The organism is Kitasatospora sp. NPDC085464, assembly GCF_044541955.1.
GTDB lineage: Bacteria > Actinomycetota > Actinomycetes > Streptomycetales > Streptomycetaceae > Kitasatospora.
In genome coordinates this window covers 122,796-147,329 of the sequence record NZ_JBITTM010000022.1, presented here as the reverse complement: position 1 = coordinate 147,329, position 24,534 = coordinate 122,796, and the positions used below count along the sequence as shown (strand labels likewise).

Sequence of the window (24,534 nt, the reverse complement as noted above, 5' to 3'; positions counted from 1 at the left end):
CCGCCTTCCAGCGGACCCTCCGGGCTTCGTTCTTTCGTGTTTCCAGCTTATCAGACGTTTTCCGCTCCGTTTTCCGGAGTTTCATTCATCGGATTCGCTTTCCGCTTTGTCACCCCGGTCTCCCGCGGCGACTCCGGAACTGTACGGGGACCGGCCCACCACATGCAAATCGCCCCCGCCCGGGAGTCCGGGCGGGGGCGATCCGGGCCGGTCACGACCGATCAGCGGACCTCGGTGATCTCCGGACCGCGCGCGAACGGGTCGAGCGAGGTGCCGCCGAAGCGGTTGTCGCCCTCACCGGCGGTGGCGGCCGCCCCACCACCGTCGGCCACCATCTGGGCGTCCTCGGGAAGCTTCAGCACGATCGGGTCGCGCGGAGCCATCGGGGCCTCGCCGCGGACGACGACCGTCTGACGGAAGACCTGCTCCAGGATCCCGGCCATCTCCGGCTGCACCGCGGCCTGACCCGAGATCACACCGCGCAGGAACCAGCGCGGGCCGTCGCAGCCGACGAACCGCACCAGCTGGACACCCTGGGTGCCGTCCGGCAGCTGCACCGGGACCTGGGCGCGGAGGTGCCAGCCGAGCGGGCCCTCCTCCTCCTCGATGAGGCCGCCCTGCGAGGTGATGCCGTTGGCGATCTCCTCGCGGACCTCACCCCAGATGCCCTCGGACTTCGGGGCCGCGAAAGCCTGGAGCTGGATGGCGCTGTTGCCGAGCACGAGGGTGGCGGCCACGATCGCGTCACCGGCGACCTCGACACGCAGCTCCATGCCCTCGACACCCGGGACCAGCAGACCCCCGAGGTCGACTCGCCCCTCCTCGGGGTTCTCCAGCTCCGAGTGGTCCCACGGACCGTCCGGCCGGGGAGCCGGCGGCAAGCCGACCCTGTCGGCCGGGTCCAGCTCGGTCACGTTCTCGCTCTCGGCGGAACCTTCGACGTCATCGGCCGTCTCGTCGGCGCTGATGGCGTCGTCGGCGAGCTGCTCGACAGCGTCCTCGCTCTTCTGGCGACGACGGAACACGGTCACTGTCCTTCCCGGTCCAAGACCGATGCGAATACCTGCTCGGCTTCCTGCGAGGCCGCGGGCATGCTAGACCGCGGCATGGCCGCCGGTCGACCCGAACCCACCCTCGGCGCGTGCCGACCCGGGCAGCTCCTCCACCTCGTGGAAGCGGGCCTTCTCGACCTGCTGGATGACCAGCTGGGCGATCCGGTCCCCTCGGCGGAAGCTGACTCCCTCGCGCGGGTCCAGATTGACGACGATCACCTTGATCTCTCCACGGTACCCGGCATCGACCGTCCCCGGGGCGTTCACGAGAGCAACTCCGCAACGAGCTGCGAGCCCGGAGCGGGGGTGGACGAAGGCCGCGTAGCCGTCCGGGAGGGCGATGGCGACGCCGGTGGGCAGCACGACCCGCTCGCCGGGGGCCAGCTCGGCGTCGACGGTGGTGCGCAGGTCGGCGCCGGCGTCCCCGGGCTGCGCGTAGGCGGGCAGCGGCAGCTCGGGGTCGATGCGCTTGATCAGGACGTCCAGCTGCGGTCGGGGGGTGTCGCTCAAGGGTTCACCTCAAAGGCTCGTGCGCGCTTCATCAGATCCGGGTCGTCGAGGACCCTGTCGATGTCCTCGGCACGACCGTGCGTGGTGAAGTGTTCCAGCTTCACCTGGATGAAGAGCGCCTGAGCGCGTACCGCGACCGGCCCGTCCGGCCCGCCGATCCGCGCCTCGGCGGCGCTGTAGATCTTGCGGCCGTGCACGCCGGTGATCCAGGCGTGCAGGTGCAGCACCGAGTCGACGGGCACCGGGGAGAGGAAGTCGGTCTCCAGCCGGCCGGTCACGGCGGGGGCGTGCAGCAGCCAGTTGAGCGTGCCGAGGGTCTCGTCCATGGCGGTGGTGAGCACCCCGCCGTGGGCCAGGCCGGGGCCGCCCTGGTGGACGTCCCGGACGGTGAACTCGGCCGTGACGTCGAGTCCCTCGCCGGCGACCGCGTCGATCCGCAGGCCGCCGGGGTGCTGCGGGCCGCAGCCGAAGCAGTGCTCGTAGTGGGAGCCGAGCCGGGTGCCGGGGGCCGGCGCCTCGGGGGCGCGCGGCGGCAGGACGGCGTCCGGCGGCGGGGTCGTCGGGGACGGCGGCATCGCGGGCGTCGGCCGGCCGTCGGGGGCGGTGGGGGCTGTCGTACCGGTCACGGTGCCCAACCCTACCGAGGGGTAGGTGGGCCCCGGGTGGGGGTGGCGTCCCGTGCCCGGCGTCAGGGCGACCACAATGGGGGCATGTACGACGAACGCCTCACGGTGCCGCGCTCCTGGTGGCTGCTCCCGGTCGCAGTGGGCCTCACGCTCGCGCTGATCCTGATCCGGGTCAGCGGCCCGGCCGCGCTGGTCGGACTGGTGGCCGGCATCGCCGCCGGCGCCGTCGCGATCAGCAGCTACGGCTCGGCCCGGATCCGCGTGGTCCAGGGCTCGCTGGTCGCCGGACCGGCCCGGATCCCGGTGGACGCGCTCGGCACCGCGCAGGCGCTGAGCCCCGCCGAGGCGGCGGCCTGGCGCGGCCCGAAGGCCGATCCGCGCGCCTTCATGCTGCTGCGCAGCTACGTCCCGACGGCGCTGCGGGTCGAGGTGAGCGACCCGGCCGACCCGACGCCGTACCTCTATCTGTCGACCCGCTCGCCGATGAAGCTGGCGGAGGCGCTGGAGGAGGCCCGGCGGGGCGCCCGCACCTGAGCGGGCGGGCGCGGGGCCCCGCGGGGCCCGAACGAGACCGGAAAACGGAGAGGGACGGTTCCGCTGCTGCGGGACCGTCCCTACGACTTCGTACGGGCCGACGCGTCGGCCGACTCCGTCCTACCGGGCCCGTCCGTGAGGACGGCCCCCGGAACTGCCGTCCGGCCCCGCTGCCCGGGGCCGGAAGGAGCGGTGTGCCGGTCCCGCGGGAGCCGCGGGCACCGGGCCCTGTCCGCCGCGGTGCTCAGGCGCCGCAGTCCCGGCAGATCGGGTTGCCGTTCTTCTCGCTGTAGAGCTGGCTGCGGTGGTGGACCAGGAAGCAGCTCATGCAGGTGAACTCGTCGGCCTGCTTCGGCAGCACCCGGACGGCGAGCTCCTCGTTCGAGAGGTCGGCGCCGGGCAGCTCCATGCCCTCGGCGGCGTCGAACTCGTCGACGTCGACGGAGCCGCCGCCCTTGTCGTTCCGCCGAGCCTTGAGTTCCTCGATGCTGTCTTCGTTGAGCTCGTCGTCGGTCTTGCGTGGGGTGTCGTAGTCGGTTGCCATTTTTCGCTCTCCCCCTCCGGGTTGTGCGGTGTGTGCGGTATCTCCAGCGCACGTAACGCATGGGGGGTCGGTCTTGTGCCCGACCCGAGGCGGAGATTTTGCCTTACTTCAAGCCCTGTTACTCAATCGACACTCAGCCGGGGGTCCATCGGGGTGATCCCCGGGGCTGTGGAAGGCCTCACGCTGGGCCATCGCCGCCCCTTCCCAGGCCCGGCGAACCATACACGCACAGTGAACAAGGATGGCGCGGATACCCGCCCGAACCCTTGCCCACCGGGGCTTCCGACCGATCCGACAGGTCCGCACGGGCTCGGAATCCGGTCACGGAAAGCGATCGGCACACCCGACCAGGTGATCACTCTCCGGGGTTGACCGACACCGTGGAGCGACACGGTGTGAGCTTGGTCACGTTCAGAATCTTCCGGGGCAAACCACGGAAAATCCACCCACTCCGACCGCTCGCGGGAGCGCCCTACTCGGCGCTGCGCCGGGCCGCCCGACGGGCCTGCACCGCGGCCTGGCGCTCCTCGAACTTCCGCGCCTGCGAGTCCAGCCCGTCCAGGAAGACGCCCAGCTCGTTCTGGGCCAGCACGCCCTCCGGGCCCAGGCCGCCGATCTCCATCACCTTGAGGTTGCGCAGCACCGGCTGCAGCACGTCGTCGTGGTGGATGCGCAGGTTGTACACCCCGCCGAGGGCGATCTGCGCGGCGGCGCGCTCGAAGCCGGGGATGCCGTGGCCGGGCATGCGGAAGTCCGTGACCACGTCGGCGATGGCCCGCATGGCCTGGTCGGGGGCGATCTCCAGGGCGGCCTTCAGCAGGTTCCGGTAGAAGACCATGTGCAGGTTCTCGTCGTTGGCGATCTTCGCCAGGAGCTGCTCGCAGAGCGGGTCGCCGGCGTACTTGCCGGTGTTGCGGTGCGCGATGCGGGTGGCGAGCTCCTGGAAGGCCACGTACGCGACGGAGTGCAGCATGCTGTGCGCGTTGTCGGACTCGAAGCCCTCGGACATGTGGTTCATCCGGGCCCGCTCCAGCTCCACCGGGTCGACGGCCCGGGTGGCGAGCAGGTAGTCGCGGATGGCTATGCCGTGGCGGCCCTCCTCGGCCGTCCAGCGGTGCACCCAGGTGCCCCAGGCGCCCTCGCGGCCGAACATGGTCGCGATCTCGTGGTGGTAGCTGGGGAGGTTGTCCTCGGTCAGCAGGTTCACCACCAGTGAGACGCGGCCCAGCGCGGTCACCTGCGACTGGTCGAGGGACCAGGCCTCGCCGCCCAGCACGCCGTCGAAGTCGCGGCCCTGGCTCCACGGGACGAACTCGTGGGGCATCCACTCCTTGGCCACGGCCAGGTGGCGGTTGAGCTCCTTCTCCACGACCTCTTCGAGGGCCAGGATCAGCCGCGCGTCGGTCCAGCCGCTCGATCCGAGCGAGGTGCTGCTCTGCACAGGGGCGATGGTCACGGTCTTGCTCCTGGGGGACGGCACGCGCGGGGACGGGCGCGTAGGGCGGGCACACGTCGTGCGATGTCGGCGGGCGCACCGACGGTCGCACTTACGGTTGCGTAGGTTACGACACCGTAAGTTGCTCGGGCCACAAAAGACAAGCCGCCCCCGCCAGGCCTTATGTCGTCTTGACGGCCTGACGGGGGCGGCTCGCTCTTCCTGCCTGCTCCGGGCGGGGAACCTACGGTGAGGGGATGCGGACCCGCATGGTGAGTCCCCCGCCGGCGCGCGGGGTGGCCTCGATGGTGCCGCCGTGGGCGCGCACCACCGAGCGGACGATGGACAGGCCGAGTCCGACCCCCTTGTCGCTGCGGGTGCGGTCGGCGCCCTTGACCCGGCGGAACGGCTCGAAGATGTGCTCCAGCTCGTACCCCGGCACCACCGGGCCGGTGTTGGAGACCACCAGCTCGCCGCCGCCCGGCACCTCGGCGGTGGCCAGCTCGACCCAGCCGCCCGCGGTGTTGTACCGCACCGCGTTCTGCAACAGGTTGAGCGCCAGCCGCTCCAGCAGCACGCCGTTGCCCCCGACCACGGCCGGATCGAGCTTCGAGCGCAGCTCGACCTCGCGCTTGTCCGCCTCGGAGCGGCTCTGCTCCAGCGCCCGGGTGGCCACCTCGGACAGCTCCACCGGGCGGCGGTCGGTCAGCTCGTTCTCGCTGCGGGCGAGCAGCAGCAGGCCCTCGACCAGCTGCTCGCTGCGCTCGTTGGTGGCCAGCAGGGTCTTGCCCAGCTGTTGCAGGTCGGGCGAGGCGGCCGGGTCGGAGAGCTGGACCTCCAGCAGCGTGCGGTTGATCGCGAGCGGGGTGCGCAGCTCGTGCGAGGCGTTGGCGACGAAGCGGCGCTGGGAGTCGAAGGAGCGGTCCAGCCGGTCCAGCATGTCGTCGAAGGTGTCGGCGAGCTCCTTGAGCTCGTCGTCCGGGCCGTCCAGCTCGATCCGGCGGTGCAGGTCGGAGGAGGCGACGTCGCGGGCGGTGCGGGTGATCCGGCCGAGCGGGCGCAGCACCCGGCCGGCCAGGGCGTAGCCGGCCACGAAGGCGATCACGGCGAGGCAGACCAGCACCGTGAGCGACTTGCGCAGCAGGGTGTTCAGGGCGACGGTGGAGGCCGCCTCGTGCCGGCCGGCGAGCAGCGCGTTGAGCTGCTCGCTGGACATCTGGACACCGTTGACCATGAAGGTGGAGGAGGCGCCGCTGGGGGTGACCACGGTGAAGTTCAGCTGCGGCGGCGAGACGTAGTCCAGGGCCTGCCGGACGAAGAAGTACATCAGCAGCAGGAGGACCACGCCGGCCATCAGGAACATCCCGCCGTAGAGCAGGGTGAGGCGGATGCGGATGGTCGGGCGGAAGGGCAGCCAGGCGAGCATGCCGTCGCCCGGGACGTACGTCGTGTCGTTGCGCGACGGGTTCGACCGGGAGCCGCGCGGCGGGTGCAGGGGCTTGGGCGGTACGGCGCGCGGGCCGCCGGCGGGCGCGCCGGAGGGCCCGCCGGCCGGGGGCGGGGTGGTCATGATCGTCCTCTCGGGGCGTCCGCCGCGGGCGGGCGCGGGGTGGGTGGAGTCCTCGGGGCGGATTCCGGTCAGATCCGGTAGCCGGAGCCCGGCACGGTGACGATCACCGGCGGGTCGCCGAGCTTGCGGCGCAGCGTCATGACGGTGACGCGCACGACGTTGGTGAACGGGTCGGTGTGCTCGTCCCAGGCCTTCTCCAGCAGCTGCTCGGCGGAGACGACGGCGCCGCCGGCCCGCATCAGCACCTCCAGGACGGCGAACTCCTTGGGGGCGAGCTGGACGGTGCGTCCGTCGCGGATCACCTCGCGCCGGCCGGGGTCGAGCGAGATGCCGGCGCGTTCCAGCACCGGGGGCAGCGGGATGGTCGCGCGGCGCCCCAGCGCCCTTACCCGGGCGACGAGTTCGCTGAAGGCGAACGGCTTCGGAAGGTAGTCGTCCGCGCCGATCTCCAGGCCCTCGACCCGGTCGCTGATGTCGCCGGAGGCGGTCAGCATGATCACCCTGGTCGCCAGGCCCTGCTCGACCACCTTGCGGCAGACGTCGTCGCCGTGGACCAGCGGGAGGTCGCGGTCCAGGACCACCACGTCGTAGTCGTTGACCGCGATGCGCTGGAGCGCGGCCTCCCCGTCGTACACCACGTCGACGGCCATCGCCTCGCGGCGCAGGCCGGTCGCGACGGCCTCGGCAAGCAGCTGCTCGTCCTCGACGACGAGAACCCGCACGGTCGTTGTCCCTTCTCCAGGCCGGCCCCGGAAGCGGACGCGCGGCTCCGACGGTGCCTCCATCCTGCCTGGTCCTGCGGTAAAGCAGCGATAAGCTGCCACTCGGGCACGGGTCCCGGGTCCGCGGCGATGACCGTTCGTGTCGGTACCACTCCGCTTGGACTGTGACACGGGCAACTTTCTTCCGCCCGGAGGTTTCCCGGCCCCCACCCGGGGGAGGACAGCTGCACACCCGCGATCTGGCTGTTGGCCGGTCGCACCCACCCGCCGTGCGTTTCGTCCGCGCCGGCCCTGGGGTTGGGACATCACCGGGAGCGGCCGCAAGCCGTCTCCGCGTCCGACCGGAGAACCACCGTTTCCGGCCTGGGCGCTTTCACCGGCTGGACCTTCCTCGGGGCGGAGAACGCACGACCGTGCACGTCCGACACAGTAAGGGGGCCCGTATGGACGCCTTCAAGGCCGGAATCCTGCAGCGCATAGCCAACGCCGAGCAGGACCTGCACCGCGCGATCGAGGCCGGGGACGAGTTCCTCGCCGAGGTGGAGCAGTCCGAGCTGGACGACCTCCGCCGACTCGCCGCCGAACACGGCGTGGACACGGTGCTGGAGCGCCACCGCACCGCTGCCTGACCCGTTCGGCACCACCGACCCGTCGCCGGCACTCCGGCACCTGCGGCCCTGCGGGGGCCGTGCGAAACCCAGGCCCTGGCATCCCCCGTATGTCAGGGCTCTTCGCATGTCCGGGGCCGCCCGCGGGCCCGGTCCGGCCGCGCCCGCGGCCCCGGTGCGGCCGGTCCGGGCCCGCGGGGCCGGACCGGCCGGAGCCGGTCGGTCCGCCCTCAGTCCGCCCAGGCACGCAGCGCGGCCAGGCGCTCCTGCAGCGGCTCGTACACGCCCGGGGCGGCGGCCACGGTCAGCTCGCGGTCCGGTCCGTGCCCGGGGCGGCCGCCGGTCAGCGCGCCGGCCTCGGCGGCGATCAGGCAGCCGGCGGCGCGGTCCCACGGGGCGAGGCCGCGCTCGTAGTAGCCGTCCAGCCGCCCGGCCGCGACGTCGCACAGGTCGACCGCCGCCGCCCCGCCCCGGCGGATGTCCCGCACCTCGGGCATCAGTGCCAGCAGGACCTCGGCCTGGCGCACCCGCACCGACTGGACGTAGTTGAAGCCGGTGGCGATCAGCGCCTGGCCCCACGGCGGGGCCTGGCGGGCCGAGAGCGGCCGGCCGTTCAGTCGGGCACCGCGGCCCAGGACGGCGTGGAACAGCTCGTCGCGCGCCGGGGCGTACACCACGCCCACGACCGCCCGGCCGTCCACCTCGGCGGCCACGCTGACCGCCCAGGAGGGCAGCCCGTACAGGTAGTTGACCGTGCCGTCGAGCGGGTCCACGACCCAGCGGACCCCGCTGGTGCCGGGCCGTTCGGCGCCCTCCTCGCCGAGGTAGCCGTCGGCCGGGCGGCGGTCGGTGATCAGCTCCAGCACGAGCTTCTCGGAGGCGAGGTCCATCTCGGTGACGACGTCGACCGGGCTGCTCTTGGTGCCGGCCACGCCGAGGTCGGCCGGGCGGCCGTCGCGCAGCAGGATGCCGGCCTGCCGGGCCGCGTCCAGGGCGACGTCCAGCAGGTCGTCGAGGAGCCGGTCGTCGGGCTGGGCGGGGGCGGTCACGGGATTCTCCTCCGTAGCGGCGGGAACGACGGGTCGGGCGGGTTCAGCGCTGGGCGACGGCCGGGCGCGGGGCGCGCGGGTTGGGGCAGCAGGCGATCGCGCACACGTCGTGGCCGGGGCCCAGCGCGCCGAGGGCGCAGCGGGTCACGTCCTCGCCGCGTTCGGTGGCGGCCCGCTCCAGGACGAGGTCGCGGACGGCGGCGGTGAACCGGGGGTCGGCGCCGACGGTGGCCGCGCGGGCCACCGGCAGGCCGAGTTCGGCGGCCTTGGCGACGGCCTCGGTGTCGAGGTCGTACTTGACCTCCATGTGGTCGGAGACGAAGCCGATCGGGACCATCACCACGGCGGGCGCGCCCTCGGCCTGCCGGGCCTCCAGGTGGTCGCAGATGTCCGGTTCCAGCCACGGGGTGTGCGGGGCTCCGCTGCGGCTCTGGAACACCAGCGCCCAGGGCCGGTCGGCGACGCCGGTGCGCTCGGCGACGGCCGCGGCGATCAGCCGGGCCACGTCCAGGTGCTGGGCGACGTACGCGCCGCCCGGTGTGCCGCGGGCCGGGTCGTCCGGGGCTCCCGAGGTCTCGGCCATGGTGTCCGGGATCGAGTGCGTGGTGAACGCCAGCCGGGCGCCGGCCCGGACGGCCTCGGGCAGCTCCGCCAGCGCGGCCAGGGTGGCGTCGATCATCGGCTCGACGAAGCCGGGGTGGTTGTGGAAGTGCCGCAGCTTGTCGACCCGCAGGGCGGGCACGCCCTCCTCCGCCAGGGCGGCCAGCGCGTCGGCGAGGTTCTCCCGGTACTGTCGGCAGCCCGAGTAGCCGGCGTAGGCGCTGGTGGCGAGCACGGCGATCCGGCGGTGCCCGGCGGCCGCCATCTCCCGCAGGGTGTCGACCAGGTAGGGCGCCCAGTTCCGGTTGCCCCAGTAGACCGGCAGGTCCAGCCCGTGCTCGGCGAAGTCCTTGCGCAGCCCGGCGAGCAGTTCGCGGTTCTGCTCGTTGATCGGACTGACCCCGCCGAACATGAAGTAGTGCTTGCCCACCTCCTTCAGCCGTTCCTTGGGGATCCCGCGGCCGCGGGTGACGTTCTCCAGGAACGGGACGACCTCCTCGGGGGCCTCGGGCCCGCCGAAGGACAGGAGCAGCAGGGCGTCGTACGGAGCGGCGCCGGAGGGAGCGGGTTTGCGCGCGTCGGACATGGCACCGATCCTGCCACTGAGGGGCCGGGCGACGGCGCCGGGGCCGCGTCGGCGTCCGGAAAATACCGTTTGCCAACCTACGTAAGCTGTGTTGGCCAGCCTTGTTCCTTACCCCCACGGAGACTCCCCGTGCTGTCCAGCTACCGCCGGATATTCGCCGCCCCCGGCACTCTGGCCTTCTCCTCTGCCGGGTTCCTGGCCCGTCTGCCGATCTCCATGGCCGGGATCGGCATCGTGACCATGCTCTCCCAGCTGACGGGGTCGTACGGGCTGGCCGGCGCGGTCTCGGCGACGATGGCCGTCGCAGCCGCGGCACTCGGCCCGGCGGTCTCCTGGCTGGTCGACCGGCGCGGCCAGCGCCGCGTCGCGCTCCCCGCCACCGCGATCACCGTCGCCGCCGCGACCGGACTCCTGCTCTGCGCCCATTTCCACGCGCCGTCCTGGGCCCTCTTCCTCTTCGCCGTCGGCCTCGGCGTCATGCCCAGCGCCGGCGCCATGGTCCGCGCCCGCTGGGCCCACCTCTACCGCGACGACGCCGCCAAGCTGCACACCGCGTACTCCTTCGAGGCCGTCGTCGACGAGGTCTGCTTCATCGTCGGCCCGATCCTCGCCATCGGCCTGGCCACCAACGTCTTCCCCGAGTCCGGCCTGCTGGTGGCCGTCGTCGCGCTCGCCGTCGGCATCGCCCTGTTCACCGCCCAGCGGCGCACCGAACCGCCGGTCCACCCGGCGTCGGCCCACAGCGGCGGCAGCGCCATCCTCAACGGCGGTCTGGTCGTGCTGGTGCTGACCTTCGTCGCCACCGGTGCGATCTTCGGCTCGGTCGAGATCGTCACCGTCGCCTTCGCCGACGCCCAGGGGCACAAGGGGCTCTCCAGCGTCGTCCTCGCCGTCTGGGCGTTCGGCTCCGGCCTGGCCGGCGTCGTCTACGGCGCGCTCAAGCCCAGGACCCCGCTGGCCACCCGCTTCTTCGTCGGCGTGGTGATGATGGCGCTGAGCATGATCCCCATCCTGCTCGTCGCCTCCACCGTGCACGGCGTCGGCGGGCTGATCGCGGCCGGCGCCGCCCTGCTGGTCGCGGGGGTCGCCATCTCCCCCACCCTGATCTCCGCGATGGCCCTGGTCGAGCGGCTCGTCCCGGCCGCCAAGCTCACCGAGGGCATGGCCTGGACCACCACCGGCCTCGCCCTCGGCGTGGCCCTCGGCTCCTCGATCGGCGGCTGGGTGGTCGACGCCTCCGGCGCCCCGGCCGGCTACTGGGTCCCGCTGGCCGCCGGCGCCCTCGGGGTGCTCGTCGCACTGACCGGGCTCCGGCGCCTGCGCTCCGGAGTCGCCGCGAACGAGCCCGCCGAATCGGCCGATCGACCCGTAGACGTCGAACGGTGAACTGACTAATCTCTCGCCCTACCCATGGGCCTACCCGTGGGTAGGGCGGCCGCGCCGCCCCGGACCGCGCCGACCCGTTCGGCCACGGAGCAGGAGGCAGCGCAATGCCCCAGGCCAGTACCGCGACCCGCACCCGGTGGACCAACTGGGCCGGCAACCAGAGCGCCGAGCCCGCCCGGTCCACCGCCCCCGGCACCGCGGAGGAACTGGCCAGGGAGATCCTGCGCGCCGCCGACCAGGGCCGCACGGTCAAGGCCGTCGGGTCCGGCCACTCCTTCACCTCGATCGCCTCCGCCGGCGACGGCGTCCAGATCCGCCCGCACGCGCTCACCGCCGTCCGCGAGATCGACCGCGAGGCGGGCACCGTCACCGTCGAGTCCGGCCTCCCGCTGCACCGCCTCAACCGGCTCCTCGCCGCCGAGGGCCTGTCCCTCACCAACATGGGCGACATCGAGGTCCAGACCGTCGCCGGCGCCACCAGCACCGGCACCCACGGCACCGGCCGCGACTCCGGCTCGCTCGCCGCCCAGATCCGCGCGCTGGAGATCGTCCTCGCGGACGGCTCCGTCAAGCGCTGCTCGCCCACCGAGAACCCCCGGCTCTTCCAGGGCGCCCGGCTCGGCCTCGGCGCCCTCGGCGTGATCACCGCGCTCACCTTCGGCGTCGAACCGGCCTTCCTGCTCACGGCGCACGAGCAGCCGATGGCCTTCGACGAGGTGCTGGAACGACTCGACGACCTCACCGCCGTCAACGAGCACTTCGAGTTCTACTGGTTCCCGCACACCGACCGCTGCTCCGCCAAGCGCAACAACCGCAGCCAGGGCCCGGCCGCCCCGCTGCCCCGGTTCAAGGGGTGGCTGGAGGACGACTTCCTCTCCAACACCGTCTGGGAGGGCGCCTGCCGGGTCGGCCGGCGCTTCCCCGGTTCGATCCCCTCGATCGCGGCACTGGCCAGCCGCGCCTGGTCCGACCGCAGCTACACCGACACCGCGTACCGGGTGTTCACCAGCCCGCGCAAGGTCCGCTTCGTGGAGATGGAGTACGCGGTGCCGCGCGAGGCCGTCGGCGGGGTGCTGCGCGAGCTGAAGGCCCTGGTCGAGCGCTCCGACTGGAGGATCAGCTTCCCGGTCGAGGTGCGCTTCGCCCCCGCCGACGAGCTCTGGCTCTCCACCGCCTCCGGCCGGGACAGCGCCTACATCGCCGTCCACCTCTACCGGGGCACCGCCGACCAGGGCTACTTCACCGGCGTCGAGCAGTTGATGACCGCCCATCAGGGCCGCCCGCACTGGGGCAAGCTGCACACCCGCGACGCCGAGTACCTGGCCGGCGTCTACCCGCACTTCGGCGACTTCACCGCGCTGCGCGACGAGGTCGACCCGCAGCGGGTCTTCGGCAACGACTACCTGCGCCGGGTGCTGGGGGCCTGATCCCCCCGGGGAGCCGGTCCGACCCGGCCGGTTCGCCGGGGTCCCGCCGGTTCACCCGGAGTGCCGATCGGCTCGCCGGGGTCCCGGTCAGGTCGCCGGGGTCCCGGCCGCCGGCGACGGGGCCGCCGGCGCCCGGGTGGGCTCGTCCCCCGCCACGGGCGGCTGCGAGGTGGCCCCGCCCGTGGGCTTCCCGCCGTCCGCCGACGGGGAGGACCCGGCCGACGGGCTCGCGCTCGGGCCCGCCGAGGGCGAAGCCGTACCCGTGCCGGTGCTCGGGGTGCCGCTCGGCTCCCGGCCCGGCCGCGTCGTCGCCGGGGCCGAGGCGGCACCGGACGGCGTCGCCGCCGGTCCGCGCGTGTCGCCCGGCGCCGGCCGCTGCGGCGGAGCGTCCTGCGGCTGCGCCGACCTGGGCGCCACCGAGCCGCCGAAGGAGGTGCCGTTGCCGGACTCGCCCTTGACCGTCGCCGACACCGGCTGCCCGGTCGCCAGTTCGAACGCCATGATCGGCGTCATCGCCACCACGAACACCAGCCCGGACACGGCCGCGTAGGTCTTCCAGGTCCACCGCCGGCGCGCCCGCACCACCTGCGGCTCGTTCCACTCCGCGGTCAGCACCGGCCGACGCGCCGACTGCTCCGACTGCTCCGACTGCTCCGACTGCCCGGACTCCACCGGCACCTGGCGCAGCGCGTTCGCCGTCTGGTTCGGCCCCCGGTCCACCACGTCGCGCAGTTGTTCACCGGTCCGCTTGAAGAGGTGCTGGAACACCGCGCCGCCGGTGGTGGCCCCGACACTCACCACCGCGGCGCCCAAGATCGTTCCGTACACGCCCAGTTCGGAGGCCAACAGCGCGCCCACCACGGCGGCCAGCGCGCTCGCCACGACCTGAGCCGCACTCAGATCGATCCGCCTGCGCTCCTCCTTGCCGCCCTCCTTGGCGGGGCTCCGCTCCGGCATCAACATCCCTCGGTCCGTACGACTGTTCCTCGAACAAGCCACTCCATCTTGCCCAAAGAAGGACACAAGGGACGAAAATGCGGTTCTGCACGCCCGGATTGTGTGAAGATGATCACCGTCCACCCGTCGGTGGTACGCCATCGGTGGTGCGCGCTCTTGAGATTCCCGTGAATCGCGGGAGACTTGAGCGGCGAGCCGCCCCTTCGGGTGCCACGAATGGAGTACTGTTCGTAAAGCCTGAGCCTTGGGTCGACTTGTCGACTGCGCCTTCACCGGCAGCTTGACGAAGAGCCACGGAACGGGCACGCACGGCGACGCCCGTCCCGGATCGTCGCGAACACTCCGCGTGCGAGGAGGGCCGGGACACCCAGGCGCGACGCCGACGGATGGCGTGGCAAAAAGGCAACCGTGCCACAGCGGCGCGCGCGGGCATGAGCCCGACACGCCGGGGAACTCAGCAAGGTTGTGGCCAGTCGCGAGTGGGCAGGCCACACTCAGTACGGGAGCAGCGACGCAGGTGACGTCGGCAGGCACCACCCGGGAGGTAAGCGTGCCCGAACTGCGGGTTGTGGCCGTCAGCAACGACGGCACACGGCTGGTGCTCAAGGCTGCCGACAGCACGGAGTACACCCTCCCCATCGACGAGCGGCTGCGCGCCGCCATCCGCGGCGACCGGCCGCGCCTCGGCCAGATCGAGATCGAGGTCGAGAGCCACCTGCGCCCGCGGGACATCCAGGCCCGGATACGAGCCGGTGCCTCCGCCGAGGAGGTCGCCCAGGCCGCCGGGATCTCCGTCGACCGCGTCCGCCGCTTCGAGGGTCCGGTCCTCGCCGAGCGCGCCTTCATGGCCGAGCGCGCCCGCAAGACCGCCATCCGCCGCAACGGCGAGTCCCCCGGCCCGCAGCTCGGCGAGGCCGTCGCCGAGCGCCTCGCGCTGCGCGGCGCCGAGAAGGACACCGAGCGCTGGGACTCCTGGCGCCGCGACGACGGCACCTGGGAGGTCATCCTCTCCTACCGGGCCGACGGCGAGGGCCGCAGTGCCTCCTGGACGTACGACCCGCCCCGGCGCCTGGTCCAGCCCAACGACGACGAGGCCCGCGCGCTGATCGGCGAGAACGTCGAGCGCGAGGAGGAGTCGGTCTTCCCGTTCATCCCGCGGATCGCCCGGCTCCCCCAGGAGCGGCCGCCCCGCCCGATGATCGACCGGCCCTCGGCCGACCGCATCATGTCGGCCCGCGAGGTCCGCGAATCGCGGGAGGCCACCGCCGACGCCCGGGACTCGCTGACCAGCCTGCTCGACGTCGTCCCCGCCTTCCGCGGCGACCTCGCCGTCGGCGGCCCCACCCCGATCGAACCGGTGCCCGCCGAGGTCGCCGAGGAGAGCGAGGAGTCGGCCGCGGCCGCCGCCCCGGCGGTCGGCGCGGGCTCGGCCTACGCCGACATCCTGATGCCGCGCGCCGTCGCCCCGCACCGGGAGCGCCTGGTCGGCACCACCGACCGGCAGGCCGAGGCGGACGGCGTCCGGCCCGGGCGCCGGGCCACCGTGCCCAGCTGGGACGAGATCGTCTTCGGCAGCCGGCGCAAGAAGCAGGAATAGCAGCAGGACGCGGTGCGGGGCGTCGGCTCGGCCGGCGCCCCGCACCGCTGTGTGCCCGTCAGGAGTTCCCGCCGCGGACCGCGTGCCGGATCAGCCCGGCTGGTCGGTGACCGCCACCGGGCGGCTCGGGTCGCTCGACCACTCGCTCCACGACCCCGGGTACAGCGCGGCCGCCAGACCCGCCACCTCCAGCGCCAGGATCTGGTGCGCCGCCGTCACCCCCGAGCCGCAGTACACCGCGGTCTCCTGCTCCCCCGCGCCCAACGCGCGGAATCGGGCCGCCAGCTCGGCCGCCGGACGGAACCGCCCGTCCGGGCCCACGTTCTCGGCCGTCGGCGCAGACACCGCGCCCGGGACGTGCCCGGCCCGCGGGTCCACCGGCTCCGTCTCGCCCCGGTAGCGCTCCCCCGACCGGGCATCCAGCAGCAGACCGGCGCGCGCCCAGGCTGCGGCGCCGTCGGCGTCAACCGTCGGCAGCTGCCCGGGCACCGGCTTGAAGTCCCCCTCCACGGGCTGCGGAAGCTCGGTCGTCACCGGCAGCCCGGCCGCCTGCCAGGCCGCGAAGCCGCCGTCCAGCACCCGGACGTCCCGGTGCCCGGCCCAGCGCAGCAGCCACCAGGCACGCGCCGCCGCCATCGAGGCCGCACCGTCGTACACCACGACCGGTCGCTGCGCGCCCACCCCGAAGCCGCGCATCGCCGCGCCGAACTCCTCCGGGTCCGGCAACGGGTGGCGCCCGCCCAGGCCGGGCGCGCCGGGCGGGGACGCGAGGTCCCGGTCCAGCTCGACGAAGTGGGCGCCGGGCAGGTGCCCGGCCCGGTACTCCTCGGCCGCGGTCGGGCCGCCCGGCGCGGCACCGACCAGCTGGTAGCGCACGTCCAGCAGCACCGGCGGACGGTTGGAGGCGAGCGCCTCCCGCAGCTCGGCCGCGGAGATCAGCGGAGAACCCTCGTTGTAGGTCGTCATGGCCGCCATTGTCGCGCAGCGCCAGCCGGAGGCGCGGCGCACGGATCCGTGCCGGGCCCGACGAATCCACGGGACACGCCCGGGTCGCCGCTCTTTGTGGGGACTTTGCCGGACTTTCCGCGCGGCCCGAGGGTTGGGCGCCCGCCAGGGTGGAAGCATCACCCTCGCGCACGAGGATTCCGTGCGCCAACCACCCACGAGGAGGCCCGCATTGCCCGCGGTGGAACTCCGACTGGCCCAGGGCACGCCCTGCTGGGTCAGCCTGCTGACCGACGATCTGTCCGGCGCCCGCGCCTTCTACGGCGAACTGCTCGGCTGGACGTACTCCCCGGGCCCCGGCCAGCTCGGCGACTACGTCCGGGCCGAACTCGACGGGGCACCGGTCGCCGGCCTCGGTCTCTCCACCGCCACCGGCTTCCCGGTGCAGTGGACCACCTACTTCGCCGTGGACGACGCCGACCGCACCGCCCAGTTGGTCCGCGAATGCGGCGGCACCGTCGCCGTCGGGCCGCTGCAGGCCGAGCGCGCCGGGCGGATGGCCATCGCCTCCGACGTCTCCGGCGCCGTCTTCGGCCTCTGGCAGGGCGAGGAGCACCTCGGCCGGGAGGCCGGCACCGAGCCCGGCGAACCGGCCTGGGCCGAACTGCTCACCCCCGACACGGAGGGCGCCGCCGTCTTCTACGCCGCGGTGCTCGACCGCCCGCTCCGGCCCGGTGCGGACGAGACCGCACTGCTCGTGCACGGCCGGCCGGTCGCCGGCATCCGGCACCGCGCCGACCTGCGCGGCCACCCGCCGCGCTGGCGCACCCACTTCGCCGTCCGCGACGCCGGCCTGACCGCCCGTCACGCCGTGGAGCTCGGCGGGCGGATCCTGGTCGCGCCGCACGACACCGCCCGCGGCCGCGCCGCCCGGCTGGCCGACCCGCAGGGCGGGCACTTCTCCGTGCTGGAGGCCGGCGCGTAGCGGGTGCCGGCCCGGGGGCGTCAGGCCTGCTGCTCCTCGAAGGGCAGCACGTCCGGGGAGAGCACCGAGGCACGGGCCGTCGCGGCGGTCATGCGGCGGCGGTGGTGGCGGCGGCACAGGACCTCGTAGCCGACCTCGTCGTCGCGCACCGAGATGTCACCGATCACGACCTGGGCGCCCTCGACCACCATCACCCCGCCGACCGTCCGGGCGTTGTGGGTCGCCCGCGCCCCGCACCAGCACAGCGCCTCGACCTGCAGCACCTCCACCCGGTCGGCCAGCTCGATCAGCCGCTGCGAACCCGGGAACAGCCGGGTGCGGAAGTCGGTGGTGATGCCGAAGGTGTAGACGTCGATGTCCAGTTCGTCCACCACCCGGGCCAGCTGGTCGACCTGCTCGGCGTCGAAGAACTGCGCCTCGTCGCAGATCAGGTAGTCCACCCGGCCACCGGCCGAGAGCCGGTGCACCACGTGCGCGTGGAAGTCGAAGTCGTCCGTCACCTCGACCGCCTCGGCCCGCAGGCCCAGCCGGCTGGAGATCGTCGCGGCGCCCGCCCGGTCGTGGCGGGTGAGGATCACGCCCTTCCGGCCGCGCGCGGTGTGGTTGTGGTCCATCTGCAGCGCCAGCGTCGACTTGCCGCAGTCCATCGTGCCCGAGAAGAACACCAGTTCAGCCATGGGTGGAGCAGGGGCCTTTCACATCAGGGGAGTTCGGGCACAGAAGAGTCAAGGGACGGACTCAGCCGCGGACTTCGAGCAGCGGCACGAACTGCTCGACCGGGGTCATCGAGCCGTGCAGCCCGATCATCGCGGATTCGCCGGGCTCGTTGCGGGAGGCGACGATCGCGATGTCGTCGCGCGCCGCGGCGACCACGTCGCCGATCCGTCCGTACACCCGCTCGTCCACGGCCGGGCCGAACCAGCCCGCCTCGACCGCCTGGTCCCGGGTGGCGACCCACATCCGGTCCCCCAGCACCTCGCTCCAGACCGTGTGCACGTCGGCCGCGGCGCCGGGCACCGCGTACACGTGCCGGGCCCGGCCCTCACCGCCGAGCAGCGCCACGCCGGCGCCCAGCTCCCAGTCCTCGTCGAAGTCGATCCGGTCCTCCGGCGCGATGTCGATCATGCCGTGGTCGGCCGTCACGTACATCGCCGAGCGAGGCGGCAGCCGCTCGGCCAGCCGACGGGCCAGCCGGTCCACCGCGTCCAGCGTCATCCGCCACTCGTCGGAGTCCACCCCGAAGCGGTGGCCCGCACCGTCCAGCTCGCTGACGTACGTGTACACCAAAGCCCGGTCGTGCTCGGCCAGCCAGGAAGCCGCCAGGTCCATCCGCTCCTCGCCGGTGGTGCGGCCGAGGAAGGTGCCGCCGGACAGGGCCACCCGGGTCAGCGGGGTCTGAGCGAACAGCGGGGACGAGACCTGCGCGGTGGCCACCCCGGCCCGGTGCGTCTGCTCGAACACCGTCGGGTACGGCTGCCAGGCGTGCGGCTCGGTCGGCGGCTGCCAGCGCAGCTGGTTCATCAGGTAGCCGGCGCCCGGCACCGCCACCGTGTACCCGGCCAGGCCGTGCAGGCCAGGCGGCGTCCCGGTGCCGACCGAGGCCAGCGAGGTCGCCGTGGTGGACGGGAAGCCCGCGGTCAGCGGACGGCCGCTGCCGCCCAGCGAACTCCCGGCCAGCGAGGACAAGAACGGCGCGTACTCGGGGTGGCGCAGCAGCAGCTCCCACCCCAGGCCGTCCACCAGGAACACCACCACCCGGTCCGCCGGGGCGATCGGCAGCGTCGCGGTGAACCCGGGAACGCCGAGGCCCGCCGCCACCGAGGGCAGCAGGTCGCACAGCGAACCGCTGCCGTACGGGGGCGCGGGGGCGGTGGCGGGGTCAAGGATCTCGAAGGCGTCGTAGCCGTCGGCAGGAACGAAGGACATGGAACCGGATTCGTAGCGGTCGGAGGCGGCGGCGGCGATCAGACCCGCGGGCTGTTGTCGATCGTCGCGTCGGACAGGGCCCGGGCGAACACCAGCGCCTGGGCCACCGTCTCCGGGCCGTCACCGGCCTCGCTCACCCGCAGCGAGAGGTCGTCGGCCGTCGCCGAGCCCGTGTAGCCGTGGTCGGCCTCGCAGTTCGGGTCCGAGCAGCCGGCCGGCTCCAGGTCCAGACGCTGCACCGCGCCCCAGCCGATCGTCAGCACCACCTCGCGCGGCAGCGTCCCCGGCGTGTACGTCTCCGGGTTCGCCACCATCCGGCTCACCACGACCGAGCCGATCCGGTCCAGCCGGACGCTCTCCGTCGAGGTCGTCGCGAACGGCACCGAGGGACTGCCCTCCGCCCCCGACTGCTCGTCGGTGTGGCTCACCACGAAGCGGGTCGGAGTCAGCACCAGCACCGTCACGTGCCGGCGGACCTCGTTGGCGTCGAACGTCGTCTCCTGGTGCACCAGGTAGGAGCTGATCGGCTCCGGGCCCACCGCGGACTCCACCGCCTCGGACACCAGGGCCGGGTAGTAGCCGCTGCGCTCGATAGCCGAGCGCAGGTCCTGAGTGGTGGTGGTACCGGTCTTCGCCATATCTCCATCCTGGCATGGTCCGCCGACGAAGCGGGCGGCACGGCGCCGAGCTTCGGACAACAGCGCCCGGGCAGGGCGCAACCAAGGAAGGTTACAGCGTGCTCATCGCGCGCGGGCCCAGATCGCTGCGGACCGGCAGGGGCGCGACCCGTACCCGCGCCCCCAGGATCGCCAGCCCATGCGGGGCCACGACCACGGGTTCGAGATCCACCGAGGCGATCTCCGGAACGTCGTCCACCAGCTGCGACACCCTGAGCAGCAGTTCCTCCAGCGCGCCGGTGTCCACCGCCTCGGCACCGCGCCAGCCGAACAGCAGCGGCGCGGCCCGCACCTCCCGGATCAACCCGGCGACGTCCTGGTCGGTGGCCGGAACCAATCGGTGCGCCGTGTCGCCCAACAGTTCGGCCGGCGCGCCCGCCAGACCGAAGGAGAGGATCGCGCCGACCGCTGGGTCCACCATGGCGCCGATCACGGTGTCCACCCCGCGCGGCGCCAGCCGCTGCACCACCAGCTCGGCCTGCGCGGCGCCGCCGAGCAGCGCGTCCAGCTCGCGGTGGGCGCGGCGCAGGCCCGGCTCGCCGGTCAGGTCCAGCCGGACACTGCCCAGGTCGGGACGGTGGCGCAGGTGCGGGGCGGTCGCCTTCAGGGCCACCGGGTAGCCGAGCGAGGCCGCCGCCGCGACGGCCGCCTCCTCGTCCGGTGCGGGCAGCGTCGGCGAGACGTCGATGCCGTAGCAGGCCAGCAGCTCGCGGGCCGCGGCGTCCGGCAGGGTGATCCGGGCGCCACCGGGCTGGGTGCGCGTCGAGAGGGAGCGGCGCAGAGCGCCCCGATCGAGGGTGGTGGTGGGCGACGGGCGGGACCCGGCCCGGGCGCGCAGCACCGCCTCCACCAGGGTGCGGGCGCCGGGCTCGTCGATCCGGTCCAGCTCGGGGACGCGCGCGGTCTCCTCCGCCTCGGCCGTCCGGCTGCGCCACTGCGCGTAGTGGACGGCGTGGGCGAGCGCGTGCACGGCCCGCTCGGGCGCCGCGTACGCGGGGATGCCGCCGGGACGCAGCCGGACCGGCAGGTCGGTGAGCGCCAGGTGGGCGAGCAGCAGCGGTTTGCCCAGCTCCTTGGCGCGCTGTCCGGCTTCGAGCAGGGCGGCGGCGATCTCCGGGTCGTCGGAGCCCATCTCGGGGTCGTCCTCGCCGGTCAGCCGGCCGCCCATGAAGGCGTGCGCGGAGGTGCCGATCGGGGGGATGGCGACGGCGATCACCGCGTCCACGGCGGGGTCGGCGAGCGCGACGTCCAGCGCGATCCGGAAGTTCTCGCCGGTCGCGGCCGTGGTCAGGTCGACGGGGGTGCGCGGGCGCAGGCCGGCGCTCAGCAGGGCGTCGTAGGTGAGCAGGCCCAGGGAGTCCGAGTTGCCGACCACCGCGACCCGGTCGCCCCGCGGCAGCGGCTGCTGCGCCAGCAGCTCGCCGGTGTCGTACAGCTCGGTGATCGTCCCGACCCTGATGACGCCCGCCTGTTCGAACAGCGCGTCGACGGTCTCGTCGCGCAGGCCGGTGGCGGTGGCCGGGACGGCGTGGCCGGGCGGCAGGCTCCCGGTGTGCCGGGCGCCCTTGACCACCACGACCGGCTTGACGGCGGCCAGCCGGCGGGCGATCCGGGTGAACTTGCGCGGGTTGCCGAAGGACTCCAGGTACAGCAGGACGACCTGGGTGGCCTCGTCCTCGGCCCAGTACTGCAGGAGGTCGTTGCCGGAGACGTCGGCGCGGTTGCCCACCGAGGCGAAGGAGGACACCCCGAGGCCGCGCTTGTGGGCGGCCTCCAGCAGGGCCACGCCGATCGCGCCGGACTGGCAGAAGATCCCGAAGCCGCCGCGGCCGGGCAGGCGCGGTGCGAGCGAGGCGTTCAGCGGGTTCGCCGGGTCGGTGTTGATCAGGCCGAAGGCGTTCGGGCCGATCACCCGCATCCCCGCCGCGCGGGCCTGGCGGACCAGCGCGCGCTGCCGGTCCCGGCCCTCCGGGCCGGTCTCCGCGTAGCCGGCGGTGACCACCACCAGGCCCTGCACGCCGTGGGCGCCGCACTCGGCGACGGCGGCCGGGACGGCACCCTCGGGGACGGTGATCACCGCGAGGTCCACCGGTCCGGGGATCTCCAGGATCGAGCGGTGCACCGGGACGCCGTCCAGTTCCGTGCCGGGCGGGGCGTTGCGGTTCACCGCGTGGACCGGGCACTCGGCCGGGGCGCTGCCCAGCAGGTCGCGCAGGATCGCCCGGCCGACCGTCTGCGGGGTGCGGGAGACCCCGATCACCGCGACCGAGCGCGGGGTGAGCAGCCGCTGCACCGAACGCGCCTCGGCGCGGTGCTCGCGGGCGCGCATCACGGCGAGCGAGCGGTCGGTCTGTTCGAGGTCGAACTCCAGGTGCACCACGCCGTCGGCGAAGCTGCGGCGCTGGGTGTAGCCGGCGTCGGTGAAGACCTTCACCATCTTCCGGTTCTCCGGCAGCACCTCGGCCTGGAAACGGCGGATGCCGCGCTCCTGCGCGACGGCCGCGATGTGCTCCAGCAGGGCCGAGGCCACCCCTCGGCCCTGGTGGGCGTCCTGCACCAGGAAGGCCACCTCGGCGTCGGTGCCGGTGGCGGAGGGACGGCCCTCGGCGTCGATCCGGTCGTAGCGGACGGTGGCGATGAAGTGGTCCCGGACGACCACCGCGAGGCCGACCCGGTTCACGAAGTCGTGGTGGGTGAAGCGGCGGACGTCCTTGTCCGAGAGCCGGGGATAAGGGGCGAAGAAACGGAAGTACTTGGACTGTTCCGAGACCTGCTCGTAGAACTCCACGAGGCGCCCGGCGTCGGCGGGCGTGATCGGCCGGATCCGGGCGGTACCACCGTCGCGCAGCAGGACGTCGGCCTCCCAGTGCTGCGGATAGTCCGGTTGCTGCTCGGGGTTCACTGCCGCGGGGTCGTCCACATTCGTCAGGTTATCCGGCACCGGGCCGGATGGCGCCGGATGCGTGCCCCCGGCAGGGTGGACGGGACCAATGGCCCGGGGTTTATGCCCCGAAAAGAAACAATCACAACTCCTGAACGCCGCGGCTCGCCGGGCCGTCTGCGTGCAACACTGGTCTAGACAACATGGCCGCTTCCCCCGCTCCCCCGAGCACGGCCGTGACCAGCTTCACCGGAAAGGCACGTCTCATGGCTGAGCGCCGCGTCACCATCGGTTGGGCCGAGGGCCTGCACGCCCGTCCCGCCTCCGTCTTCGTCCGGGCCGTCACGGCCACCGGCGTGCCGATCACCATCGCCAAGCCCGGCGGCAACCCGGTCAACGCCGCCTCCATGCTCGGCCTCCTCGCCCTGGGCGCCCAGGGCGGCGACGAGGTCGTCCTGGCCTCCGACGCCGCGAACGCCGACGACGCGCTCGACCGCCTCGCCAAGCTCGTCCAGGAAGGCCTCGACGAGCTCCCCGCCGCGGCCTGAGGCCCCACGGAACGCCCGATCGGGGTGCCGCCGGGAATCCGGCGGCACCCCGATCTGCTGTGTCGGCCCTGGTCAGCCCTTGACGCAGACGACCTGCTTGAGGTGCGCGACCACCTCGACGAGGTCCTTCTGCTGCTCGATGACCTTCTCGATGTTCTTGTAGGCGCCCGGGATCTCGTCCACCACGCCGCTGTCCTTGCGGCACTCGACGCCCGCCGTCTGCTCGGCCAGGTCACGCGTGGTGAACCGCTTCTTCGCCGCGTTGCGGCTCATCTTGCGGCCGGCGCCGTGCGAGGCCGAGTTGAACGCCGCCTCGTTGCCCAGGCCGCGCACGATGTAGGAGCCCGTCCCCATCGACCCCGGGATGATCCCGAGGTCGCCGGAGCCCGCCCGGATCGCGCCCTTGCGGGTCACCAGCAGGTCGACGCCGTCGTACCGCTCCTCCGCCACGTAGTTGTGGTGGCAGCTGATCACCTCGTCGAAGGTGACCTCGGCCTTGGCGAACTCCCGCCGGACGACGTCCTGGAAGAGCGCCATCATGACCGCGCGGTTGTGCTTCGCGTACTCCTGCGCCCAGAACAGGTCCTGCCGGTAGGCACCCATCTCCGGGGTCTTCGCGAGGAAGACCGCGAGGTCCTGGTCGATCAGGCCCTGGTTGTGCGGCAGCGAGCGGGCGACGCCCATGTGGTGCTCCGCCAGCTCCTTGCCGATGTTCCGGGAGCCGGAGTGCAGCATCAGCCAGACCGCACCAGTCGTATCGACGCACAATTCGATGAAGTGATTACCTCCGCCGAGCGTCGCCATCTGCTGCATCGCCCGCTCGCGGCGCCACTTGACGTCCTCCGCGATGCCGTCGAAGCGCTGCCAGAAGTCGTCCCAACCGCCGGCCCGGAAGCCCTGGAGCTTCGCCGGGTCGACCGGGTCGGTGTGCAGGCCGCGGCCGACCGGGATGGTCTGCTCGATCTTGTTGCGCAGGCCCGACAGGTCGTCCGGGAGGTCGTCGGCGGTGAGCGAGGTCTTCACCGCGCTCATTCCGCAGCCGATGTCGACGCCGACCGCCGCCGGGCAGACCGCGTCCTTCATGGCGATGACGGAGCCGACCGTCGCGCCCTTGCCCAGGTGGACGTCGGGCATCACGGCGAGGCCGTGCAGCCAGGGCAGGGAGCTGATGTTGCGCAGCTGCTGCAGGGCCTGGCCCTCGACCGTCGCCGGGTCGGTCCACATCCGGATGGGGACCCGGACGCCGGGTACCTCGGTGTACGTCATGGTCGAACGACCTCCATGGGTCGGGTGGTTCACGGGAAAGGGGGTGCCGCGCGAAGGGGTCCCGGCGTGGCTCGGGGAAGTTCAGGGGCTGGGCTCAGACGCC

22 protein-coding genes and 1 pseudogene are annotated in these 24,534 nt (G+C 73.2%); 7 read left to right on the top strand and 16 right to left on the bottom strand.

Going from position 1 to position 24,534, the window contains the following annotated elements; genetic code table 11:
- Positions 1 to 221: 221 nt before the first annotated feature.
- The 3 genes and pseudogenes from ACIGG8_RS21040 to ACIGG8_RS21030 all read right to left on the bottom strand — a co-directional run bounded on the left by ACIGG8_RS21040 (position 222) and on the right by ACIGG8_RS21030 (position 2,137).
- Positions 222 to 1,025 (bottom strand): DUF3710 domain-containing protein, encoded by an 804-nt coding sequence (locus ACIGG8_RS21040; RefSeq protein ID WP_350523311.1) that lies wholly within the window; start codon positions 1,023 to 1,025, stop codon positions 222 to 224.
- A 2-nt stretch (positions 1,026 to 1,027) separates the two neighbouring features.
- Positions 1,028 to 1,562, bottom strand: a pseudogene (gene dut / locus ACIGG8_RS21035) (dUTP diphosphatase).
- Positions 1,559 to 2,137 carry a PaaI family thioesterase gene (locus tag ACIGG8_RS21030; protein WP_396549757.1) on the bottom strand — a complete coding sequence of 193 codons (579 nt, stop codon included), beginning with the start codon at positions 2,135 to 2,137 and terminating at the stop codon, positions 1,559 to 1,561. Before ACIGG8_RS21030 ends, dut begins: the two are co-directional and overlap by 4 nt.
- Positions 2,138 to 2,272: 135 nt before the next feature.
- On the opposite strand from ACIGG8_RS21030, the gene ACIGG8_RS21025 reads away from it, so the two are divergent.
- Positions 2,273 to 2,722, top strand: coding sequence for a DUF3093 domain-containing protein (locus tag ACIGG8_RS21025; RefSeq protein WP_396549746.1), 450 nt, complete (start codon positions 2,273 to 2,275; stop codon positions 2,720 to 2,722).
- Between the two features lie 244 nt (positions 2,723 to 2,966).
- Here the strand turns inward: ACIGG8_RS21025 and ACIGG8_RS21020 are convergent, their stop codons facing one another.
- The 4 genes from ACIGG8_RS21020 to ACIGG8_RS21005 all read right to left on the bottom strand — a co-directional run bounded on the left by ACIGG8_RS21020 (position 2,967) and on the right by ACIGG8_RS21005 (position 6,993).
- The gene (locus ACIGG8_RS21020) at positions 2,967 to 3,266 is read right to left on the bottom strand and encodes a DUF4193 domain-containing protein (protein WP_030057692.1); all 300 of its coding nucleotides are present in this window, start codon (positions 3,264 to 3,266) and stop codon (positions 2,967 to 2,969) included.
- Between the two features lie 472 nt (positions 3,267 to 3,738).
- Positions 3,739 to 4,722, bottom strand: coding sequence for an acyl-ACP desaturase (locus tag ACIGG8_RS21015; protein WP_396549744.1), 984 nt, complete (start codon positions 4,720 to 4,722; stop codon positions 3,739 to 3,741).
- Positions 4,723 to 4,945: 223 nt separating this feature from the next.
- Entirely contained in the window at positions 4,946 to 6,271 is a 1,326-nt protein-coding gene (locus tag ACIGG8_RS21010) for a sensor histidine kinase (RefSeq protein ID WP_396549742.1), read from the bottom strand.
- 68 nt (positions 6,272 to 6,339) lie between these two features.
- The gene (locus ACIGG8_RS21005; RefSeq protein ID WP_030057689.1) at positions 6,340 to 6,993 is read right to left on the bottom strand and encodes a response regulator transcription factor; all 654 of its coding nucleotides are present in this window, start codon (positions 6,991 to 6,993) and stop codon (positions 6,340 to 6,342) included.
- 443 nt (positions 6,994 to 7,436) lie between these two features.
- Here ACIGG8_RS21005 and ACIGG8_RS21000 point away from each other — a divergent pair, with 443 nt between their 5' ends.
- Positions 7,437 to 7,622, top strand: coding sequence for a hypothetical protein (locus ACIGG8_RS21000; RefSeq protein WP_030057688.1), 186 nt, complete (start codon positions 7,437 to 7,439; stop codon positions 7,620 to 7,622).
- Between the two features lie 209 nt (positions 7,623 to 7,831).
- Here the strand turns inward: ACIGG8_RS21000 and ACIGG8_RS20995 are convergent, their stop codons facing one another.
- Together ACIGG8_RS20995 and ACIGG8_RS20990 are read right to left on the bottom strand one after the other, a co-directional pair.
- The gene (locus tag ACIGG8_RS20995; RefSeq protein ID WP_350523316.1) at positions 7,832 to 8,650 is read right to left on the bottom strand and encodes an inositol monophosphatase family protein; all 819 of its coding nucleotides are present in this window, start codon (positions 8,648 to 8,650) and stop codon (positions 7,832 to 7,834) included.
- Between the two features lie 43 nt (positions 8,651 to 8,693).
- The gene (locus tag ACIGG8_RS20990) at positions 8,694 to 9,836 is read right to left on the bottom strand and encodes a ferrochelatase (protein ID WP_396549740.1); all 1,143 of its coding nucleotides are present in this window, start codon (positions 9,834 to 9,836) and stop codon (positions 8,694 to 8,696) included.
- 129 nt (positions 9,837 to 9,965) lie between these two features.
- Here ACIGG8_RS20990 and ACIGG8_RS20985 point away from each other — a divergent pair, with 129 nt between their 5' ends.
- Positions 9,966 to 11,222, top strand: coding sequence for an MFS transporter (locus ACIGG8_RS20985; RefSeq protein WP_350523318.1), 1,257 nt, complete (start codon positions 9,966 to 9,968; stop codon positions 11,220 to 11,222).
- A gap of 104 nt (positions 11,223 to 11,326) precedes the next feature.
- Complete coding sequence (locus ACIGG8_RS20980) at positions 11,327 to 12,649, top strand: D-arabinono-1,4-lactone oxidase (RefSeq protein WP_396549739.1); 1,323 nt, start codon at positions 11,327 to 11,329, stop codon at positions 12,647 to 12,649.
- 87 nt (positions 12,650 to 12,736) lie between these two features.
- Here the strand turns inward: ACIGG8_RS20980 and ACIGG8_RS20975 are convergent, their stop codons facing one another.
- Entirely contained in the window at positions 12,737 to 13,606 is an 870-nt protein-coding gene (locus ACIGG8_RS20975) for a hypothetical protein (RefSeq protein WP_396549738.1), read from the bottom strand.
- Between the two features lie 517 nt (positions 13,607 to 14,123).
- On the opposite strand from ACIGG8_RS20975, the gene sepH reads away from it, so the two are divergent.
- Positions 14,124 to 15,203, top strand: a complete 1,080-nt coding sequence (gene sepH / locus ACIGG8_RS20970; RefSeq protein ID WP_396549737.1) for a septation protein SepH — start codon at positions 14,124 to 14,126, stop codon at positions 15,201 to 15,203.
- Between the two features lie 90 nt (positions 15,204 to 15,293).
- Here the strand turns inward: sepH and ACIGG8_RS20965 are convergent, their stop codons facing one another.
- The gene (locus tag ACIGG8_RS20965; RefSeq protein WP_396549735.1) at positions 15,294 to 16,169 is read right to left on the bottom strand and encodes a sulfurtransferase; all 876 of its coding nucleotides are present in this window, start codon (positions 16,167 to 16,169) and stop codon (positions 15,294 to 15,296) included.
- A gap of 220 nt (positions 16,170 to 16,389) precedes the next feature.
- Here ACIGG8_RS20965 and ACIGG8_RS20960 point away from each other — a divergent pair, with 220 nt between their 5' ends.
- On the top strand, positions 16,390 to 17,133 hold the full coding sequence (locus ACIGG8_RS20960; RefSeq protein ID WP_350523409.1) for a VOC family protein: 744 nt from the start codon (positions 16,390 to 16,392) through the stop codon (positions 17,131 to 17,133).
- Between the two features lie 20 nt (positions 17,134 to 17,153).
- On the opposite strand, the gene ACIGG8_RS20955 is transcribed toward ACIGG8_RS20960, so the two are convergent.
- From ACIGG8_RS20955 to ACIGG8_RS20940, 4 genes are all read right to left on the bottom strand, one after another.
- On the bottom strand, positions 17,154 to 17,810 hold the full coding sequence (locus ACIGG8_RS20955) for a thymidine kinase (RefSeq protein WP_350523323.1): 657 nt from the start codon (positions 17,808 to 17,810) through the stop codon (positions 17,154 to 17,156).
- Positions 17,811 to 17,871: 61 nt separating this feature from the next.
- Positions 17,872 to 19,059 carry an alkaline phosphatase family protein gene (locus ACIGG8_RS20950; RefSeq protein WP_396549733.1) on the bottom strand — a complete coding sequence of 396 codons (1,188 nt, stop codon included), beginning with the start codon at positions 19,057 to 19,059 and terminating at the stop codon, positions 17,872 to 17,874.
- 38 nt (positions 19,060 to 19,097) lie between these two features.
- Positions 19,098 to 19,697 carry a DUF5998 family protein gene (locus ACIGG8_RS20945; protein WP_350523325.1) on the bottom strand — a complete coding sequence of 200 codons (600 nt, stop codon included), beginning with the start codon at positions 19,695 to 19,697 and terminating at the stop codon, positions 19,098 to 19,100.
- Between the two features lie 91 nt (positions 19,698 to 19,788).
- Positions 19,789 to 22,656 carry a GNAT family N-acetyltransferase gene (locus ACIGG8_RS20940; RefSeq protein WP_396549731.1) on the bottom strand — a complete coding sequence of 956 codons (2,868 nt, stop codon included), beginning with the start codon at positions 22,654 to 22,656 and terminating at the stop codon, positions 19,789 to 19,791.
- Positions 22,657 to 22,883: 227 nt separating this feature from the next.
- Between ACIGG8_RS20940 and ACIGG8_RS20935 the strand changes: the two genes are divergently transcribed.
- Positions 22,884 to 23,165 carry an HPr family phosphocarrier protein gene (locus ACIGG8_RS20935; protein WP_350523327.1) on the top strand — a complete coding sequence of 94 codons (282 nt, stop codon included), beginning with the start codon at positions 22,884 to 22,886 and terminating at the stop codon, positions 23,163 to 23,165.
- A gap of 72 nt (positions 23,166 to 23,237) precedes the next feature.
- On the opposite strand, the gene ACIGG8_RS20930 is transcribed toward ACIGG8_RS20935, so the two are convergent.
- On the bottom strand, positions 23,238 to 24,431 hold the full coding sequence (locus tag ACIGG8_RS20930) for an RtcB family protein (protein WP_396549729.1): 1,194 nt from the start codon (positions 24,429 to 24,431) through the stop codon (positions 23,238 to 23,240).
- Positions 24,432 to 24,534: the final 103 nt, after the last annotated feature.